The following is a 19,188-nucleotide window of genomic DNA, read 5'->3' on the forward strand; positions in this document are numbered from 1 at the left end:
GCGATGCAAATCCAGTCAGCCCGACAGGAGGCTCTCGCCCGTCATCTCCGAGGGTCGGTCGAGGCCGATCAGATCGAGCAGGGTCGGCGCGACGTCACAGAGCGAGCCGTCGTCGCGGATCTCGCTTCCCCCGCCGTCGCCGTCGGGCGTCAGGTAGACGATCGGAACGGGGTTGAACGTGTGGGCGGTGTGGGGGTCCTCCGGCGTGCCCATGTCGTCGGCGTTGCCGTGGTCGGCCGTGACGACCGCGTGGCCGCCCGCGTCCGCGACCGCGTTCAGGAGCCGGCCGAGCTGTTCGTCGACCGCCTCGACCGCCTCGACCGCGGCGTCGAAGTCGCCCGTGTGCCCCACCATATCGGGATTGGCGTAGTTCAACACCACGAGGTCGGGGTCGTCGGTCGCTATCGTCGCGACCGCCTCGTCGGTGAGTTCCTCGGCGGACATCGCCGGGAGCTGATCGTAGGTCGGCACGTCCGGGCTCTCGACTATCGTCCGCATCTCGCCGGGGAACTCCACCTCGCGGCCGCCGTTGAGGAAGTACGTCACGTGCGGGTACTTCTCCGACTCGGCGGTCCGGAGCTGCGTCAGGCCGGCGTCTGAGACGACCTCGCCGACCGTGTTCTCCGGCTGTTGCGGCGGGAAGGCGACGGGGAACTCGAACGTCTCGTCGTACTCCGTCATCGTCGTCATCCGGACGTCGGGCTGATCGAGATCGAACTCCCAGTCCGGCCGAGTGCCGGTCAACATCCGGACGAGCTGACGGGCGCGGTCCGCCCGGAAGTTGAAGAAGACGACCGCGTCGCCGTCGGCGAGCGCGGGCTCGCCCTCCACGAGCGTCGGCTCGATGAACTCGTCCGTCTCGCCGCGGGCGTGCGCCTCCTCGGCCGCCGCGACCGCGCTTGCGGCCGAGTGCGGAGCCTCTCGGTCGACGATGGCGTCGTACGCCTTCTTGGTGCGCTCCCAGTTCTCGTCGCGGTCCATCGCGTGGTATCGCCCCGTCACCGTCGCGACGTGGCCGGTCCCGCACTCGTCCGCCCTCGCGGTCACTGCGTCGAGGAAGCCGTCGGCGATCTCGGGCGCAGTGTCGCGGCCGTCGGTGAACGCGTGGGACGTCGCCGGGATGCCGGCGTCGGCGGCCGCGTCGATCAGCGAGAGGAGGTACTTGACGTCGGAGTGGACGCCGCCGTCCGAGACGAGACCCATGAAGTGGACTCGTCCGCCCGTCGCGTCCGCGTGCTCGAACGCGTCCGCGACGGCGTCGTTGTCGCCGAGCGAGCCCTCGGCGAGGGCGTCGGAGATCCGCGTGTACGCCTGCTTGACGACCCGTCCCGCGCCGATGTTGAGGTGACCTACCTCGGAGTTTCCCATCTGTCCCTCCGGCAGGCCCACCCGACGGCCGTGGACGACGAGTCGGCCGTCGGCCCCGCGCTCGGTCGCCGCGTCGAACGTCGGCGTGTCGGCAGTCGCGACCGCGTCTCGGCCCACCGGGCGTCCCGAGGGGTCACCGGTCGCGCCGTCGTCGCCGCGCTCCGGATCGCCGGTCACGTCCGCCTCGCCGCGCTCGGAACCCGCGCCGAGCCCCCAACCGTCGAGAATGATGAGCGCCGTCTCCATGCACGCGTTTCCCCGCCGCGGGATAATTACCCTTCGCTACCCGGCGGGATCACGACCGGACGCGGCGCCGACGCCGTCGGGAAGTCAGCCTTATCACTGCTCGACGCTAACCATACGTTAATGGACTCCGCGGTACTGCTTGATCTCCTCGGCAACGAGAACCGGCGGCGCATCCTCCGGCTGCTCGCAACCAAGCCCTGCTACGTCACGGAGATCTCGGAGTACCTCGACGTGAGCCCGAAGGCGGTGATCGACCACCTGCGGAAGCTGGAGGAGGCCGGTCTGATCGAGTCGACGACGGACGATCAACGCCGCAAGTACTTCAGGATCACGCGCAGCCTCAGACTGGAGGTGAGCGTCTCCCCGTACGGCTTCGGTGCGAAGAGCGCGTACCCGGCCAAGAGCAGCCTCGACATGTCGGGGCGGTGTCCGCACCTCTCCATCGAACTCTCCGACGGGTCCGGCGTCGGTCCGTCGACAGAACTCGCCGACCTCGCCGACGAGTTCGCTCGCTTGCAGGACCTCGACCGCGAGCTCTCGCTGGCCCAGCGGTGGGTGCAGGGGCGCGTCGAAGACACGCTCTCACGGATCGACGACCGACTCGGGACCGAGGCGGACAGCCGGTTTTTCGCCGCGGTGCTCGCCGCGCTGATCGAGACCGACGGTACGCCCGCCGCCGTCGCCGAGGAGGTCGGCGCTCGCGAACGTACCGTCGCCGACGCCCTCTCTCGGCTCGCCGACGTGGGCGTAGTCGCCCGCGAGGCCGGCGGAGAAGACAGCCCAAACCGCTATCGAATCCGGTAAGGTTCCAGTATCGCGGACCGCTTCCGGAACCTTTTGGCTCGCTCCCGGGAGACGATCCACGTGAGCCGAATACGGACGCTCGGACTGTTTCTCACTCTCGCCGCCGTCTGGGGATCGGCGTTCATGGCGATCAACGCCGGGCTGGCGTACTTCCCGCCGGTGCTGTTCGCGGCGTTCCGCTTCGACGTCGCCGGCGTCGTCATGCTCGCGTACGCGGCGTACGCCGTCGACGATCCGTTTCCCCGCGGCCGCGACGAGTGGACCGTCGTGGCGATCGGGGCGACGCTGATCATCGCCGCGTACCACGCGTTCCTGTTCGTCGGCGAGAGCGACCCGGCGGTGACGAGCGCCGTCGCGGCCGTGATCGTCAGCCTCTCGCCCGTCCTGACGACGGTGTTCGCCCGGGTGTTTCTCCCCTCGGAACGTCTGACCGCGGTCGGCGTCCTCGGCCTGCTCGTCGGGCTCGTCGGCGCGGTCGTGCTCGCCGCGCCCGACCCGGCGAACCTGACCGGAAGCGGCACCGTCGCCAAGTTCCTCGTGTTGCTCGCGGCCGCCGCCTTCGCGCTCGGGTCGGTGCTGACCCGCGCCGCCGACACCGACATGCCGATAGAGACGATGGAGGCGTGGTCGATGCTCGTCGGGGCCGCCCTGACGCACCTGCTCTCGCTCGGGCTCGGCGAGTCGGTCGCCGACGTGACGTGGTCGTCGGAAGCGCTCCTCTCGCTCGCGTACCTCGCCGTCGCCGCGAGCGGGTTCGGCTTCCTCATCTACTTCCGGCTGCTCGACCGGCTCGGGCCGATTGAGATCAACCTCGTCTCGTACGTCGCCCCGGCCTTCGCCGCGCTCGCGGGCTGGGCGTTCCTCGACGAGGGCGTCACGGCCACCACGGTCGCCGGCTTCGCGATCATCTGCGTCGGCTTCGCGCTGGTAAAACGCGCCGCGCTCCGGGCGACGCTCCGCGAGTACGGCGTCGTCGGGTGAGTTTCGGCCGGACGTCGCCGGTACCGTAGTCGACAAGCCGTCGATCTCCCGGCCGAAAACTCCGATTTCGGGCATCTTGCGAGCCACCAAGCACTTACCGCCACCGCCTCGATTTCGAGCACATGTCAGTCCCCGATGGGTCGAGCCGACAGAACGGAATCGCCGAGCGCGTCGCCGCGGGCGCGGGCGTCGGTGCCGTCGCCTACGTCCTCGGCTACCTGATCACCTTCCTCACCCAGAGCGGCCGGATCGAAGCGCAGCTCCGGGGCTTCAACGCCTTCGCCGACCTGTTCGGCGGCGACCCGATCCCGACGTGGCAGAGGGTTGGCTGGGTCTTTTATAATGCTCACTTCGTCGATACCGAGGTTCCGGCGCTGGTGGGCGGTGCCCGGTCGGTGAACTTGATCTCGCAGGCCGACGGCGGCTCGCTCGGCTGGCTGTTCGTCCTCCCGCCGCTGCTGTTGCTCGCGGCGGGCCTCGCCGCGGGGCGGTTCGCGGGCGCGACCGGCGCGATCGAGGGAGCGCGGTCCGGCGCGTTCGTCGCCGTCGGCTATCTCCCGCTCGCGGCACTCGGCGCGTTCCTGTTCCGGTTCACGGTCGGTGACGGCGCGGTGGCCCCCACGCTCGTCACCGCCGTCCTGCTCGCGGGGGCGGTGTATCCAGCGGTGTTCGGTTCGATCGGCGGGACGATCGGTGCGGCGGCCTCGTCGACGCGTGCGGAGTGAGTCAGGGGATCCGGCGAGTTCGAGGCGTCCGACCGACTCTCAGTACTCCGCGTCTTCGGGATCGAACCGGTCGCCGTACTCGCGGACCGGGTCGACCGGTCGTCCCTCGTCGGTCTCGGGTGCGACGTAGTCGATGAAGGTCTCGACGTCCGGCTCGCGGACGCGGACCTCGACGTCGATCTCGCCGAGTTCGTCGGACTCGCCGACCGCGAAGTTGACGACGCCCTCGAAGGCGGCCTGTTTCTTCAGCGAGAACGAGAAGCCGTCGTCGGTGGCGTTGTCCAGAAACACCCGACGGGCGGTATCGAGGATCTCCTGTTCGTGAAGCACGTCGGAGAAAGCGTCGAGCGTGTGGGTCTCGGCGACGAGCGCGCCGTCCTCGTGAGTCAACTCCGCGTCGGGGAACACGTTCGACATCGCGTCGGCCACGCGGTCAGTCACCTCGGTGTCGCGGACCGCGGCCCTGATGTCGACGTCGACGCTGTAGATCACGTTCCGTCACCTCCGGTGTCGGCGGTCGCGGGATCGGTGCTCGTGCGAGCGGATCCGTCGTCGTCTGTCTCCTCGTCTTCGATCCCGAGAACCTCGCGGACGCGAGTCCGGAACGCCGCGAGCGTGCCGGTGTTGTCGATCTCGGCGTCGGCGCGGTCGAGCGTCTCGCCGAGACCGAGGTCGATCTCGCGGGCGTCGCGCTCGCGGAGCGCTTCGAGGTCCGAGTCGGATTCGTCGCGGCCGCGGGCGTCGAGGCGCTCAGCGCGGAGTTCGAAGGGAGCGCGGATCGCCACGAGAGTGAAATCGTCGCCGAACGCCTCGCGGAAGCGCTCCAGTTCGACCGTCGATCGGAGACCGTCGACGAGGACAGTGTCTCGGTCGCTCTCGTCGGCCGCTTCGCGGATCCGGGGGAGCGTGCGAGCGGCGATGGCGTCGTCGCCCTCCTCCTCGCGGAGCGCGCCCGCGATCCGGCCGTGGTGTTCCGCCGGGTCGAGACCGCGACGGCGGCACTCCGCGCGGATCACGTCGCCCATCACGACCACGGGGATGCCCGCGGCCTCGGCCACGTTCGCCGCCTCTCCCTTGCCGCTACCGGGGAGACCGACGGTTCCGATGACGTTCATTGGCCGCGGCTAGTCCGCTCGCGGACTTAGGTCTGCTGTTGGGACGCTGTGCCGCCGGCGCGAACCGTCGGCGTTTTTTATATCGGGCGTGCGAACTCAATGTGAGGGCACGTAGCTCAGCCAGGATAGAGCGTCGGACTTCTAATCCGACGGTCGTGGGTTCGAATCCCACCGTGCCCGTGAAGCCGCCGAGCGACGGCGAGGCGTGCTGAATCGAGGCACGCAGGCGATTCGAACCACGCGAGACGAGCGCAGCGAGTCTCGCCATCGGGTTCGAATCCCACCGTGCCCGTTATCTGCGAACGAAGTGAGCAGTAACGGCACCGGACTCGAACCGTCGACCGCGGCCCTGAAACCCCTCCCGACCGTCTGCCCGCATATGAGCGACGAATACGCAGAGCGGCTCCGCGCGAACCGCCGCGAGAAGGACGACTTCTTCGCCGAGCACCCTCAGTCGCCGATCCCGCCCGAACAGCGCGACGAGTTCGACGGGCTCGACTACTTCCCGCCGGACCCGGACTACCGCGTCGAGTCGACGCTGACCGTCCACGACGACCCCGACCCCGTAGAGATGGAGACGACCGCGAGCAACCCCGTCCGGTACCTCCGGACCGTCACGTTCTCGTTCGAGGTCGACGGCGGTGAACACGCCCTCGCGGGGTACCGACAGGAGGGCGATGACGGGGCGATATTCGTCCCCTTCCGAGACAAGACGACCGGTCAGCAGACGTACCACCACGGCCGGTACATGGAGCTGGAGCCGGACGCCGACCTCGTCGACGGCGCGAGCGTACCGTTGGATTTCAACCTCGCGTACAACCCCTTCTGTGCGTACAGCGAGACGTTCTCCTGTCCGCTGCCTCCCGAGGAGAACTGGCTCGAGATCGTGGTGCCGGCCGGCGAGCGAACTCCGAGCCTCGAGTGACGGCGGCGCGCCGGGTCGGACCGCGTCGTCGGAGCGCCGCGAGCGCGTCGGCGAGAGCGTGCCCCGGAATCCATTTCACCGGGGGCGACGACGGGCACGTATGATCGACGAGACCGTCGCCGAGATACGGGCGATGCGAACCCACAGCACGTCCGCGGTGGCCGTGAAGGCGACGCAGTCGCTCGCGGAGCTGCTCGACCGAGAGTACGTGACCGTCGACGAGTTCGAGCGCGACCTCGAACACAATGCCGGCGTGTTGCGGCGCTCGAACCCCTCGCACGCCGCGCTCCACAACGCGATGCGCGACGTGGAGCGTTCCATCGTCGGCGAGGTCACGTCCGTCGAAGCGGCGAAGCAGCGCCTCGAAGACGTGATCGCGCGCGTCACCGAGGAGATAGAGACGGCGAAGGGCGAGGCGGCCGCCAACGCCGCCGAACGCATCGAAGACGGCGACACCATCCTCGTCCATGACTACTCGACGACCGTGCTCGAATCGATCGAGAACGCCGCGCGCGACGGCGCGCACCTGACGGTGTACGTCACGGAGGCGCGCCCGCGGACCCTCGGCCGGAAGACGGCCCGTGCGCTCGCCGGGATGTCGCGCGTCGACACCCGGATGGTCGTCGACAGCGCCATGGGGTACGCGCTCCGCGACTGCGACCGCGTCCTGCTCGGGATCACGTGTATCACCGGCGGGACCTACTACAACCGTATCGGCACCTTCCCGCTCGTCGTCACCGCGCGCGAACTCGGCGTCCCGGTCACCGCGGTCGGCTCCGGCGCGAAGACCATCGAGGAGTTCCGGTTCGAAAACGAGTTTCGCGACGCCGTCGAGGTGATGCGCGAACCGGTCGAGGGCGTCACGATCGAGAACCCGAGCTACGACGCGACGCCCATCGGCATGGTTGACACCGTGATCACCGACGACGGCGTGATGGAGTGAAACGGGAGTCGGCTTCATCCCCGTCGCCAGAATCACCTGCAGAACGTTGGTTCTGGCGGACAACCAGAAACCGCAGGTTTCTGGTGACGCCCTGAAGCGCGAGGATTTCGCCTCGAATCTCCCGTAACCGGTCGACTCTCGGCGGCCGGCTGGAGTCCGCGGTCGAGAATCCACCGATTGGGTCGTCGGTCGAGAGCGTCCCAGAGCTTTCAGCACACCGAGTATCAGTGGCTGTGAACGGTACACAAACGCTTTGTGTATGTACCGTGTTACCACTCACAATGAGCGTGAATCCGGGCGCGACCGGGGTCTTTCAGGTCCCGAGCGCCGATCCAGCGGTCGCGGAGTGTACAACCCTCTCGTGTGAGTTAGGGGCGGTGGCGACCGAGCCGGGGGCCGTCACTGCGGTCGTCCTCGTCGGACTCGTGGCGTTTCTCGCATTCGCGTACGTCCGCGATGCGACCGACGACTGTCGACGGGAGCGGACCCGTGTACTGGCCGAGCGCGACGCCTTCGAGTCGTTCGCTGACCGCGTCTCGTCGCTCGAACCCGCGCCGCCCGCGCGGTCGACGACGGCGGCCTTCGAGGGGCCTGTCGCGGGCGTCCGTACCGTCGATCGGTCGAGCGGGGACGATGTCACGCTCAGACGGGTGCTCTCGGCGTACAGAGACACCGTGATGTCACTGCCGCACTACGAGCGGGAGTACGACGAGACGCTCCCGGAGAGCCTCGCTGCGGAACTGGGACCGGACACGGCGACCGCGCTGGCGTCGGACCGCACGCTCTCGGCCGGCGCGCAGTCGGCGCTCGTCAGGCGGAGCCGGCAGGCGGCCGACGCCCGATCGTCGCTGGCCGACGCGATCGGCACCGAAATCGATGCACTCGGGAGCGTCGACAGCGAACTCGCGAGCGTGGACCGCCGTCGGCGTCGACTCATCGAACACCTCGACGGGATCGACCGCGATCCGACGGACGCCGCCATCGACGTGTGGCGGCGACTCGACGACCTCGAACGCGAGTGCGACGCGCTCGCCGGCGACCGACAGACGGCGCTCGACGATCCGCCGCTGCGGCCGGACACACCCCTCGACGTGGAGGGCGATCGAGCCTTCTACGAATACCTCTACGGGCCGACGGACGGACCGAACTATCCCGTGCTGTCGCAGCTCGCGGAGCTTGCAGATCGGATCCGATCGGACCGAGACCACGTCGCGAGCCGGCTCGCTCGCGGCCGATAGAGCGATAACTGCGCTGCAGCCGTAGTGTTCAGATAAGCTGGTTCCATACGAAGCTGGACGATCTGATCCAGCCGTCGGCGGTTTCTGCTTCGGTGTTGCTGAAACAGTTTGAGAAACTGGCAGTCGACGTTTTATTTCACGAAAGACACGTTCGATACTGTTTCGATTCCACGTCGTTCGTATCTGAAATCGAGATCGTGTTTCCGACAGGCTTGCTGAAGTGAATCTGAACCATCAACGAGAACAGTTGCGTCGTCTACATCGTGTTTGTCACGGTGTTCAGCAAAAAACCGATCTGCGAGAGCGTTATTTGTTGTCGGTTCAAGCTTTGTGTGGAGCAGATCGTTCGTTTCCGGATCGACAGCAGCGTACGGGTGAACAACCGCCGTGGCGGTCGTTTTCGGGCATAGATCACTTTGAAATGCACCGTCTCACCTTTCAAGCGTTATCTGAACACCGCCTCGTTAAGCTTCAACCCCACGAGGGTTCGTCTGAAACACTCGGAAACCCCAAGTTAACCTCGAACTGGATGTTGTCAGATAGGTCAATTGGACAGAAAGCAGTGACACCCCCGACTCATGCGCAATCGCTTTGCCCTGCAGTGTCTACAAAATATAATCGAAATGGTGGTTTGTAGAAGTACACCTTAAAGTCTGGAGCATCAGAGGAACCGACTTCTATATTGCGATATACAATTTATAATTTCGTCGAAAACCCACCGCTCCGCGTCTCGACCTCTTCTCGTCTATTTGGTGTCCTATAATCTTCAGATACCCTCGTGCCCTGAGACATGGTTCCAGAACTAGCCAATCAACGTCTCCAGCATTAGCGGCGAAGTTCTCTCGACCGAAGCTACCCTACTGATGCCCCTATGGCACCCGTCCGTCATCATCTTCGTCGCTCGGCTCGGCATCGACGCCATCTGGACCGTACACTAGTTCTCCTCCGCCAACCAGATCTCCGCTCTCGGAGTCGAAGAGTGAAATGTCGATGTAGCCCGTAAACGAGTGGTTCAGCGTCACCTCGTCGCCGACGTCGAACGTGTCGCTTCCGTCAGATATGTCGAGGTAGGTCCCGTTGGCCTCGTCGTTGTCGATCTGCGCGAGCGTGTACGGCCCGACGCGACCGCCGTCTCCGCTCAGACGGAACAGGACGTCTTCCGTGTCGAGGCTCGGACCGCCGACGTGGCGAAGGGTGACAGACGAGTCCGTCACTTCGGCTTTCACGTTGATTCGGGTGGCGTCGCCCTGGTCCCGAACGGCGTTCGTCTGGACCAGCGCGGCCGAACCGATCGTCACGGATATCACTACGAGGACCGCGACGAGTAGGATAACGCCGATCGATTCGGTGACGGCTCGGTCGTTCATAGTCCTTTTCCCGTCCGTCGAACGACCGAGACGATACCGTCGCGTCTCGGTCGACGGTCGGAGCGATGCGTGTATCGCCTACGTCACGAGCAGGTAAAGTGTTTTGTCGGCTCGACTCGGCATCGAGGTCGGGCAGTCTTCGAGCCACGGCAGTGGAGCGTTTATGTTCGTGGGGCGTGGACGAGGCTCCATGGACGCCACGCCGAGCGATCGGGGCCAAGCGAACCTTGTCGGGTTCATCATCCTCTTCGGGTTCCTGTTGGTCAGCTACTCGCTCGTTCAGGCGTACGTCGTTCCGAATCAGAACGCGGAGGTCGAGTACCAGCACTATCAGGAGGTCCGCGAGGACATGACGGGTCTGTACGCCGAGATCGTTACGCCCGAGAGGTCCACGAGCGACCGGCAGGTACTCGTCCCCGTCGATCTGGGGATGGACTACCCGCCGCGACTGCTGTTTCTCAACCCGCCGCCCGCGTCGGGGTCGATCCGGAGCAGCACGCAGGGGACGATCCGGATCGACGGGGCGAACGCGACCGAAATCTGCGGCGGAAACGACACTACCGGACTCGTCTACTCGCCGAACTACCAGGTCACGACCCAGCCGGACATCCGGTACGAGAACGGGTTGCTCTACGTCGAAACGGAAGACGACGCGTACGCGATGCTCGAACAGCGGCCCATTCTCACCGAGAGGGAGAACGGGAACGACGTGATCTCCCTCTACCGGCTGTCTGGAACGCTACCGAGGCAGTCCGGAACGGATACGCTCCCGCTCGAGATCACCGTCCCCGGAGGATCCGAGAACTCCGCGACGGTGAACGACGTCACCGTCACCCTTCGGAGCGACCTCCCCGCGAACCAGTGGAACGAGCGCGTGCTCACCGGCGGCCAGAGCGGACTCAACGCGACTCAAATCGACGACGACACCGTCCGGATCCAGGGGTTCAACAGCACGTACGACGTGCGATGTCCCGCGGTCGGTCTCGGGAAACCGCCGTAGGGCCGTCTGAATCGGACTGCGGCCCGGACCGGGCACGTACGACGCGATCGGACGACCTGACAGTCGACGATCGACGTAAACCACCATCGACAAAGCCATATGCCGTCCGTATGAACGACCGTGTATGACCGCAGTCGGCATCGACGGTGTCGGAATCTGGACCGGAAATCTCAAACTCGATCTTCCGGGCACGTTCGCGCCCGAGAAGGGCGACGACCCGGAGAAGTACACGAAGGGCCTCGGCCTCAACAACTCCTCGTTCCCGGACGTGTACGAGGACATCGTCACCATGGGGGCGAACGCGGCGAAGGAACTGATGGACCGCAAGGGGCTCGAACCCGCGGACATCGGTCGGATCGACGTCGCCACGGAGTCGGCGTTCGATCACTCCAAGCCCGTCTCGACGTACATCGCGGGTTGTCTCGAACAGGTGTACGACGGCGACTTCACCCACGCCAACAAGGGCGAGCGGAAGTTCGCCTGCCTCGCCGGCACACAGGCCATCGACGACGCGTACAACTGGATCCGGGCGGGCCGAAATCGCGACCGCCCCGCGATCGTCATCACGACCGACACGGCGCTGTACGAGCGCGGCGACCCCGGCGAGGCGACGCAGGGAGCCGGTGCCGTCGCGATGCTGATCGACGAGGACCCCTCGATCGTCGAACTCTCGACCGAACAGGGATACGGATCGAAAGACGAGACTGACTTCCTGAAGCCGAACCAGCAGTTCCCGAGCGTCGACGGCAAGCGCTCGGTGCAGGTGTACCTCTCGCGGATGCGTGAGGCGCTGGAAGACTACGAGTCGGTCACTGACGACATCGAACTTGAGGACTTCGCGTACGCCCCGTTCCACACGCCGTTCCCGGGAATGGTCCGGAAGGCGGCGCTTCTGGCGTACCGACACGTCATTCGCGACACCGCCCACGAGGACGCGCTAGCCGACGAGATCGGTCGACAGCCACGCGAAGACGACTTCGCAGACCGCGAGTCCTACGAGGAGGCGATACGCGATTACATGGACGAACTGAAACGAACCGATCAGTACCAGTCGTGGTACGACGCCGTCGTCGAACCGACGCTCGGCCTCTCGCGCGAGGTCGGCAACTGGTACACGAGTTCCGTCCACCTCGCCCGGGTCAGCGCGCTGCGTGACGCCCTCGATCGCGACGGATCGTTCGTCGGCGACACCCTTCTCGTCGCCTCGTACGGCTCCGGAGCGCAAGCCGAGATTCACGCGGAGACCATCTGCGAGGGCTGGCGCGAGGAGATCGAGGGGCTCGACATCGACGACCAGCTCGCAGCGCGGTACGACCTCACGTGGAGCGAGTACGAGGACGTCCACGACGTCCACGAGTACGACATGGACGTCGGCCGCGAAATCGAGGAGTTCACCCAACCGGACGCGGAGTTCGTGTTCACCGGCTGGGGTCGGATGAACGAGCGGAAGTACGAGTACGTCGAATAGTCGCTATTCCCCGTGAAAACGGGTCACACGACGCCTCTCGAATACGATGGGTTTAAACGACGTTAGGCTGAATCTCACCTCAATGGTAACCATCTACGACGTGCCGGCCGACGCCCTTATCGAGGCGGTCGCCGCACGACTCGAAGACCGGATCGAGGAGCCGGAGTGGGTCGAGTTCGCCAAGAGCGGCGCGGGGAAGGAACTGCCGCCGGAACAGGAGGACTTCTGGTACGTCCGCTCCGCGAGCCTCCTCCGCAAGGTCGCACAGAACGAACCGATCGGCATCGAGCGGCTCGCGACCGAATACGGGTCGAAAAAGCGCGGTTCGAACCGCTACGTCGTCCGACCCGGCGAGCACGAGGGCGGCTCGCGCAAGCTCATCCGCGCGTCGCTTCAGGCGCTCGAAGACGAGGGTCTCGTGACGACCGCCGCCGGCGAGGGTCGCCGACTCTCCGACGACGGCGAGGCCTTCCTCACCGAGGTCGCCACCGAGGTCTTCGAAGAGCTCGACCGTCCGGAACTCGAACGCTACGCGTAGATCGTCGATTCGATTTTCTGTCGATTTGACTGCCTAGCCTCGGCTCTCGCCGCGTCGGGTTTCCGTGTCTCTCGTTCGTCGAGTTGTATCGTGGCGGTTGATATATTTCATTTCGATATATCAATTCTGGATACGACGGCGGCCACAGTTTCGGAGGATAGGCTAGTTTTGGATCGAATCGCCATCAAGTCGTGGTTATTCTCAGCGATCGGGGTTCGATTTTGAATCTTTACTCTCGAACTACCGGACGAGCGTACGAAATTGCGTGGATTTTGGCGCTGCTGAATACGGTTGTCACTCTTGAGCGGCGGGCCCAGCGAGAGCTCAGCCGATTAGTCGTGTGGGATCAACGCCGAGGCAACGAGTTCAACACACTCACCCGCAGTAATCACAGGTGCGTAGTCCATCTCGCCGTCGATATCCGCTTTCAGCAGGAAGTCGGTCAGCCGCCAGATATTGTACAAGAGGACCGCGAACACGAAGTAGAATAGGCGAACACGGTAATCTTTCGAGGAGGTCTTCGCGAGAAAATCACCTTTGATCGATTTGTACTCACTCTCGATCTGCCACCGACGGCTGTAGCGCTGACAGAATGTCTCAGCTTCCTCCGGACCGACTCGGAGATTCGTCGCGAAGACGGCCGTTCCCTCCCCACTCGTCGACGGCACGTACAGGAGCCGCATTGGATGCGATCCAGATTCTACATGGACGGCTCTATTGAATCCACGGACGGCGTAGGGACGAGTCGTCAGAACGTTGGAAGTGAAGCGGGAGAGTACAGTTGTGCAAAAGGTACTCTTCCGCTTCGTTAAACAAGCTGTCTCGATAGCACGAAAACTTACTGATGCTGCGCTGATGCAGATCAGCCATCCAGCCGGCAACGGCGTCGCCGGCTGGAAGCACGCCGTCCTGCACTTTCTCCGGCTTCACATGGAAGCCACACTCCAAGAAGTCCTCGACTGGGCCGAGGAGATGGAGCGGGTACGAGCCGCGCTCGTTCTCGAGCGCGGCGAGTTCCCCGGCCCATCTGCGCTGTGCAAATCGTTCGATCGGGCTCCGATGCGTATCTGGAGAGAGCTGCTCCGACTCTCGTCAGAGCTGCTCGATCAATCCGGCCACGCCGCCATCGACGCCACCTACTTCGACCGCCGACAGGCGTCGAACCACTATCTCAAGCGGTGTGACCGTGAGGTACAGACCGTCCAAGCTACGTTTCTCGTCGATACCGCGCAGGGCGCGGTTATCGACGTTCATTGTAGTGCGAAGTGGCCAAACGGGACGAATGTCGGCCCGCAGGTCGCCCTGCGGAACGCAGGCGACCTGCGGAGCCTTGCCGCCGACAAGGGCTACGACGACATGAGCTTCCGCGAGGTACTTCGCGCAGAAGGCATCCGACCGCTGATCAAGCACCGCGTCTTCGCGCCGTACGATCACGCACACAACGCGCGGATCGACGATGATCTCTACAACCAGCGATCGGTGTGTGAGACTGTGAACTCGGTTATCAAGCGCTCGTACGGCTCCGCCGTCCGAGCGCGGGCTTGGTACCGCCAGTTCCGTGAGATCGTGCTCGCCACCGCAGTCTACAACGTTGAACAAGCCGTTAAACAGTGAATCCCGTCGCCCTCTGCGGATTCAATAGAGCCACATGGACAGAAGCCGACTCAACAGCCACCTCTTGGTCGTCTCCCTCCATTTTTTCGAGCACATCCCGTTCGGAGCTGGAGACCCGCTTCGGAATGAGGTAGTTCACATCGAGGTTTGAGAGCGTCTGGAACACTTGTATCGAGTCAAACTCTCGATCACACAGCACTGTCTCGATTGGAACGTGTTCTTTCGCTCGTCGAACAAGCCGTCGCACAGTACGATGGATCTGATTCGACGGGTTCTCATCCCACTCGGAACTCTCACGGACCGGCTCAACCGCCAGAACGATCGGGATGTTCTGCCCGATGATCGAGAGGGTTGCGAATTTGAACGCTCGGCCGTCTCTATCTTTCGTCCCGCTGACCATCGGCATTCCTTCGACCTCTCCGTAGTAGGGAATGGTGGTGATGTCGATCGCCGCAGTGACTGGACGGCGGAATGTGAATTCAGAAGCGATGACCGAGAGCAAGCGATCCGTCGTCTCGTTGAAGCCGTCGACGAGCTCGTCAGGATCGAACTGCTTGACTGCGCGGAGATGAGTATCACCGTGGGGGACGTACTCTTCACCACGACGATACTGGAAGCGATTCGCTCCTGTGTAGTTCCGCACCTAACCACCCCATGAACGTCTGTAACTCGAAGAATTGTGTGTCCTCGTACGAGGCGTTCGGCGCCCGATCAGAGTCGAAGTTTCCAAAGGCGTGATCACGCGCGAGGCGCGTCGTCTGAATAATCTCCTCCTGTGAGAAAGGATCGTCCTCTACTGAGTCTGTATCTTCTTGGGTATCGTCGACGATCTCTGCTTTTGGCCGCACCTCCGGCGCTGAGATGTTGCGATCGTGGACCTCTTTGACAACGAAGTTGGAGGCAGCGTGGACGTATTCGTGGGTCGCGTCGTCGAACCGGTTCCGCCATGCCCGCGAGAACGCCGATTCGTCGGGCACTCGGCTGAAGCCGAAGATAGTCGCTACTTCTGGTTGCCGAGTGAGTCGTCGAGAGAACTCGGCATACGAGTCACCCGTTATCTTCATGAACAGGAACGAGAGGACCGTCGCGCGGAAAGAGAGCGGCGCAGGATGCCACGCTGGATACCCGTCTTCGATCGCGTCTATCGCGTGATCGAAATTCTCGAACGCAGTAACGAGGTCCGATCCTTCAAGCTCGTTCCGGATAGCGATCCCGCACTGGTACGCTTCGCACAAAAGGTTCATTCGCAGACACTTGCCGTAAGTTGGTCTGTTAGAACTGTCCATACGATTGTTGAGGTGGAGACGTGAGTAAAGAGACCAACCTACTCCATCTCAGTCATTTGAATTCCCTCAACGAGTGGTCGATCGATATCATCGTACCCGAGAGTTCGCCCACCGTGAGCCTCCGCGAACGTTTCGGCTTCATCGCTGTTAGAGAACGGCAGTAGATCCGGTCCCATTCCTCCCATCACGTCCGTTTCGACGGCGTAGGTGAGGACAGTCGCATCGGCGAAGGTGTCCGCTGCGGTGGGCGCTGGCATCTTCTTCCGTTCGGTTCCCTCGGGGATCGCCCAATCGACGCGAGAGTAGTCCGTGACGTAGATCGCGGTCGCCTCTGCACCATCATCCGTCATGTCGAAATGATACGGAAAGAGTCCGTGCGCAAGCGTGTGAAACCAAGCGAGATGCGCAGTGTCCTCTGCGTTCTCGGCGGGCCCCTGTCTGGGTTCCGGGTGTGCGTCGGCGTAGAAGACCTGTCCGTTCGGTCCGCCGTGGTCTCCGATCACCATTCCACCTTGGTAGTCTGTTTTCTGCCCCGACAGATCTACTGGGTCAGGAACCGACTCGCCAGACCCGCCGAGACAACCAGCGAGACCCATCGCAACTCCTGTACCGATCGCCTGAACAGTGTGCCGACGAGATACTGAGTGCTGGCCGAACTCGAGATTCATACGTTATCGTTCGGCCACGTACCGAATATCATTCTGGTGCGGTCGTCTAACGCCGGCTGTTTAATGAGGCAAGCGAACCGGTCAACTACCCCACCCTACTTCGCTCAGTCTACTGACTTCGCTCGTTGAGGGTGGGGCTTGTCCGTGAGCTCGGCCTCAAACCCGTCCGGGTGGGCGGTGAATCCGCCACTCGGTGTCACCGTTCCAGACTTCAGGGCGAGTTGACTGTCGCCCGTCCGCCGAGACGACTGTTGGCCTCGACGGACATACCGCATCCCGATGTTCTTCGCCGCATTGTAATCCGCGTTCGCTTCCGACTCACACTTCACGCACCGGAAGTCCGTGCGAGTTCGGCGATTCTCGTCTGCCGTGAATCCACACTCGGCGCACCGTTGGGATGTGTATGCCGACCCCACTTGCTTCACCGTGATACCTTCCGCTTCGGCTTTATATTCCACCTGTTCGTACAGCGTTCGGAACGCCCACTTGTGACCCCACGATGCACCTGTTCGGTCGCGAATGTGGGTTAAGTCCTCGAAGGCTATCACGTCGCACCATCCGTCTTTAGTTAGGAGACGAACCGCGTGACAGTGGCGGCTTATCGAGGCTACTTTTCGGAAGGAATGAGGAGGTGTCGAGTGTGCACAACGAAACCTCCTCATCACGGATTATGCGTCGGCTCACTACACTGTTTCCCTCCGAATTCCTCGAAGAGCACGCCGAGGAACTCGGCGTGGTCGAACGCGACCGCAAGCTCCAGATTCCCGTCTTCGTCTGGGCATTCGTGTTCGGCTTCGCCGCAGGCGAACGCCGAACACTCGCAGGGTTTCGACGCAGCTACAACTCCACAGCTGACGAGCCGATCTCACCGGGTGGGTTCTATCAGCGGTTGACGCCGACGCTCGCGGAGTACTTCCGCGACCTCGTCGAGCACGGTCTCGACGAGGTCGCTGTTCCCGACACTGTTGACGTTGACATCGACCGATTCAGTGATGTAATGATCGCTGATGGAACGGTGTTGCGGTTACACGAGTTTCTCGCTGATCAGTTCGAAGCCCGCCACGAGGAGCAGGCTGGAGCGAAGCTCCACCTGCTCCACAATGCCACTGAACAGACGATTGAACGGATCGACGTTACCGACGAGAAAGCACACGACAGCACGCTGTTCAAGACAGGGTCGTGGCTTGAGAACCGCCTCGTATTGTTCGACCTCGCGTACTTCAAGTACCGACGGTTTGCGCGGATCGACGAGAACGGCGGCTCCTTCGTGAGCCGGCTGAAACAGAACGCGAATCCGGTGATTACGGATGAATTACGGGAATGGCGCGGCCGCGCCATTCCCTTGGAGGGCAAGCAACTCCGTGATGTGCTCGACGATCTCGACCGGACGTACATCGATGTGGAAGTCGAAGTCGAGTTCAAGCGCGGGCCGTACAACGGGACGCGGTCGCTGGATACGAAGCGGTTCCGCGTCGTCGGCGTCCGCGACGAGGACGCCGACGACTACCATCTATACGTGACAAATCTGTCGCGAGAGGAGTTCTTTCCGGCGGATTTAGCGCAGATCTACCGGTGTCGGTGGGAAGTGGAGTTGCTGTTCCGTGAGTTGAAGACGCAGTACGACCTGGACGAGTTCGACACGAGCAACGAGCACGTGGTGAAGATCTTGCTGTACGCAGCGTTGCTGTCACTGCTTGTGAGCCGTGATCTGTTGGATCTGGTCACCGAGCAGGCGGATGATGAGCTCGTGTTTCCACCGGAACGCTGGGCGGCGACCTTCCGGTCGCACGCCCAGCTCATCCTCCACGAACTCGGTGAGCACCTCGGTTATTCGCCACCGCCGCTGTTGGAGCGGCTGATCGAGGACGCACAGAAGATCCACAAGCAACGACCGATCTTACAAGAGACGCTCGCTACCGCTACACAACCGAGGTGTGAGTCTTAACTAAAGACGAATGCACGTCGCACTCATACCGAAGTGCTTCGTCTACTATCGCGTTCGACGCTCGGTGAAGTACGTCACGGACGTAGCGAAGTTCCCGGCCACTCGACTGTTCGAGCGTTCGGTGGGCACTTCGTGTCCCGGTCTGTTGGAGTCCGGCGCGTACTTTCTCGAACTCGCGGAGGTCGTGAGTCAACTCCCGCCCGCTGAAAACGAAGGCGGTGCTGGTGACAGCGAGGTTTTCGATACCGAGGTCAACCCCGAGGACCGTTCCGTCCTCGGCGGTGTTCCGTTCGGTGTCGGTCTTGGGTCGGCGGAAGCCGATGTGTAAAAAGTAGTCGCCGTCACGGACGGTGAGCGTGCTTTCCGTGACGCTCCAGTTGTCGGAGTCGAGGTACTGCCGTTGGTAGCCATCGTCGGCGTCGGAGAGGGCGAGATCGCACCGGACGCGACTCTCTGTGGTGGAGAGCGACACCGTATCATCATCAAATACCGTCATGGTCCGGGTGTCGTATTTCACCGTGGGTGCGGTGAAGGTGGGCTTACTCACCTTCTTGTCCTTCGCCTTCCGTTCGATACAGCCGGTGATGGCTTGTGCGGCTTGATGGGTGACGAGAATCGCGTGCTGACTTCCGAGGTCGGTGTGTTCGCGCACGTCGTCGTATGCGAGGGGCTGTACGTCGCTTTTCGCGTTGTATTTGCCCCACGCCATGTCGGTGGCGAGCTGGCAACCACGCTTCCACTCAGAGATCGTGTCTTCGAGGAGGTCGCGTTGCTCGTCTGTTACTTCAAGACGAGTGATTGCCGTCCGACGTACGTAGTCGTCTGCCACGTGTTCAATGTGATTGATAGGCTACTTATGGGTTGGTGTTTGCGACCAACACAAACGCGCTCCTCCCCTCCCTACTCGCTCCCTCCGGTCGCTCCTTGAGGAAGGGGACTCCGCGCTACCGCTTCAGT

General features: G+C 63.3%; 16 protein-coding genes, 1 tRNA gene and 5 pseudogenes. 12 read left to right on the plus strand and 10 right to left on the minus strand.

The features are described from left to right. Nucleotides 1–15: 15 nt before the first annotated feature. Nucleotides 16–1,614 (minus strand): 2,3-bisphosphoglycerate-independent phosphoglycerate mutase, encoded by a 1,599-nt coding sequence (gene gpmI / locus ACZ45C_RS03885; RefSeq protein ID WP_460562148.1) that lies wholly within the window; start codon nucleotides 1,612–1,614, stop codon nucleotides 16–18. Between the two features lie 120 nt (nucleotides 1,615–1,734). Between gpmI and ACZ45C_RS03890 the strand changes: the two genes are divergently transcribed. The 3 genes from ACZ45C_RS03890 (at nucleotide 1,735) to ACZ45C_RS03900 (ending at nucleotide 4,124) form a co-directional block, all read left to right on the plus strand. Then, nucleotides 1,735–2,418: an ArsR/SmtB family transcription factor gene (locus ACZ45C_RS03890; protein WP_460562145.1), complete on the plus strand. Its 684-nt coding sequence runs from the start codon at nucleotides 1,735–1,737 to the stop codon at nucleotides 2,416–2,418. 60 nt (nucleotides 2,419–2,478) lie between these two features. Then, on the plus strand, nucleotides 2,479–3,399 hold the full coding sequence (locus ACZ45C_RS03895) for a DMT family transporter (RefSeq protein ID WP_460562143.1): 921 nt from the start codon (nucleotides 2,479–2,481) through the stop codon (nucleotides 3,397–3,399). 122 nt (nucleotides 3,400–3,521) lie between these two features. Beyond that, nucleotides 3,522–4,124, plus strand: coding sequence for a transporter (locus ACZ45C_RS03900; RefSeq protein ID WP_460562141.1), 603 nt, complete (start codon nucleotides 3,522–3,524; stop codon nucleotides 4,122–4,124). A 39-nt stretch (nucleotides 4,125–4,163) separates the two neighbouring features. On the opposite strand, the gene ACZ45C_RS03905 is transcribed toward ACZ45C_RS03900, so the two are convergent. After that, a complete protein-coding gene (locus tag ACZ45C_RS03905; protein ID WP_460562139.1) occupies nucleotides 4,164–4,616 on the minus strand; it encodes an RNA-binding domain-containing protein in 453 nt (150 codons plus the stop codon). Then, the gene (locus tag ACZ45C_RS03910) at nucleotides 4,613–5,239 is read right to left on the minus strand and encodes an AAA family ATPase (protein WP_460562137.1); all 627 of its coding nucleotides are present in this window, start codon (nucleotides 5,237–5,239) and stop codon (nucleotides 4,613–4,615) included. The genes ACZ45C_RS03905 and ACZ45C_RS03910 overlap by 4 nt, the downstream gene beginning before the upstream one ends. A 105-nt stretch (nucleotides 5,240–5,344) precedes the next feature. On the opposite strand from ACZ45C_RS03910, the gene ACZ45C_RS03915 reads away from it, so the two are divergent. From ACZ45C_RS03915 to ACZ45C_RS03930, 4 genes are all read left to right on the plus strand, one after another. Then, a tRNA-Arg gene (locus tag ACZ45C_RS03915) sits at nucleotides 5,345–5,419 on the plus strand. A 199-nt stretch (nucleotides 5,420–5,618) separates the two neighbouring features. Then, nucleotides 5,619–6,164 (plus strand): DUF1684 domain-containing protein, encoded by a 546-nt coding sequence (locus ACZ45C_RS03920; protein WP_460562135.1) that lies wholly within the window; start codon nucleotides 5,619–5,621, stop codon nucleotides 6,162–6,164. Nucleotides 6,165–6,264: 100 nt separating this feature from the next. Beyond that, nucleotides 6,265–7,107, plus strand: a complete 843-nt coding sequence (locus tag ACZ45C_RS03925; RefSeq protein WP_460562133.1) for an eIF2B alpha/beta/delta subunit family protein — start codon at nucleotides 6,265–6,267, stop codon at nucleotides 7,105–7,107. A 281-nt stretch (nucleotides 7,108–7,388) separates the two neighbouring features. After that, a complete protein-coding gene (locus tag ACZ45C_RS03930) occupies nucleotides 7,389–8,345 on the plus strand; it encodes a DUF7260 family protein (RefSeq protein WP_460562131.1) in 957 nt (318 codons plus the stop codon). A gap of 28 nt (nucleotides 8,346–8,373) precedes the next feature. Here the strand turns inward: ACZ45C_RS03930 and ACZ45C_RS03935 are convergent. Both ACZ45C_RS03935 and ACZ45C_RS03940 read right to left on the minus strand, forming a co-directional pair. Continuing rightward, nucleotides 8,374–8,716, minus strand: a pseudogene (locus ACZ45C_RS03935) (IS6 family transposase); the annotation flags it as partial. A 498-nt stretch (nucleotides 8,717–9,214) separates the two neighbouring features. Continuing rightward, nucleotides 9,215–9,712, minus strand: a complete 498-nt coding sequence (locus ACZ45C_RS03940; RefSeq protein WP_460562129.1) for a type IV pilin domain-containing protein — start codon at nucleotides 9,710–9,712, stop codon at nucleotides 9,215–9,217. A gap of 190 nt (nucleotides 9,713–9,902) precedes the next feature. On the opposite strand from ACZ45C_RS03940, the gene ACZ45C_RS03945 reads away from it, so the two are divergent. From ACZ45C_RS03945 to ACZ45C_RS03955, 3 genes are all read left to right on the plus strand, one after another. Further along, nucleotides 9,903–10,712, plus strand: coding sequence for a hypothetical protein (locus tag ACZ45C_RS03945; protein ID WP_460562127.1), 810 nt, complete (start codon nucleotides 9,903–9,905; stop codon nucleotides 10,710–10,712). 124 nt (nucleotides 10,713–10,836) lie between these two features. Further along, on the plus strand, nucleotides 10,837–12,180 hold the full coding sequence (hmgB, locus tag ACZ45C_RS03950) for a hydroxymethylglutaryl-CoA synthase (protein WP_460562125.1): 1,344 nt from the start codon (nucleotides 10,837–10,839) through the stop codon (nucleotides 12,178–12,180). An 82-nt stretch (nucleotides 12,181–12,262) separates the two neighbouring features. After that, the gene (locus ACZ45C_RS03955) at nucleotides 12,263–12,718 is read left to right on the plus strand and encodes a 30S ribosomal protein S19e (RefSeq protein WP_460562123.1); all 456 of its coding nucleotides are present in this window, start codon (nucleotides 12,263–12,265) and stop codon (nucleotides 12,716–12,718) included. A 332-nt stretch (nucleotides 12,719–13,050) separates the two neighbouring features. Here ACZ45C_RS03955 and ACZ45C_RS03960 read toward each other — a convergent pair. Next, nucleotides 13,051–13,431: pseudogene (locus ACZ45C_RS03960) on the minus strand (transposase); the annotation flags it as partial. Between the two features lie 70 nt (nucleotides 13,432–13,501). Between ACZ45C_RS03960 and ACZ45C_RS03965 the strand changes: the two are divergent. Then, nucleotides 13,502–14,332, plus strand: a complete 831-nt coding sequence (locus tag ACZ45C_RS03965) for an IS5 family transposase (RefSeq protein ID WP_460562121.1) — start codon at nucleotides 13,502–13,504, stop codon at nucleotides 14,330–14,332. Between the two features lie 31 nt (nucleotides 14,333–14,363). On the opposite strand, the pseudogene ACZ45C_RS03970 reads toward ACZ45C_RS03965, so the two are convergent. The 3 genes and pseudogenes from ACZ45C_RS03970 to ACZ45C_RS03980 form a co-directional block, all read right to left on the minus strand. Continuing rightward, nucleotides 14,364–15,576: pseudogene (locus tag ACZ45C_RS03970) on the minus strand (transposase); the annotation flags it as partial. An 80-nt stretch (nucleotides 15,577–15,656) separates the two neighbouring features. Further along, nucleotides 15,657–16,214 (minus strand): nitrous oxide reductase accessory protein NosL, encoded by a 558-nt coding sequence (locus ACZ45C_RS03975; protein ID WP_460562119.1) that lies wholly within the window; start codon nucleotides 16,212–16,214, stop codon nucleotides 15,657–15,659. Nucleotides 16,215–16,390: 176 nt separating this feature from the next. Next, nucleotides 16,391–16,840: pseudogene (locus ACZ45C_RS03980) on the minus strand (zinc ribbon domain-containing protein); the annotation flags it as partial. A gap of 116 nt (nucleotides 16,841–16,956) precedes the next feature. Here ACZ45C_RS03980 and ACZ45C_RS03985 point away from each other — a divergent pair. Continuing rightward, nucleotides 16,957–18,231, plus strand: coding sequence for an IS4-like element ISH8B family transposase (locus tag ACZ45C_RS03985; RefSeq protein ID WP_010890432.1), 1,275 nt, complete (start codon nucleotides 16,957–16,959; stop codon nucleotides 18,229–18,231). 13 nt (nucleotides 18,232–18,244) lie between these two features. Here the strand turns inward: ACZ45C_RS03985 and ACZ45C_RS03990 are convergent. Further along, nucleotides 18,245–19,060 (minus strand): annotated as a pseudogene (locus ACZ45C_RS03990) (RNA-guided endonuclease InsQ/TnpB family protein); the annotation flags it as partial. Nucleotides 19,061–19,188: the final 128 nt, after the last annotated feature.

Source organism: Halorubrum pallidum (assembly GCF_055380345.1).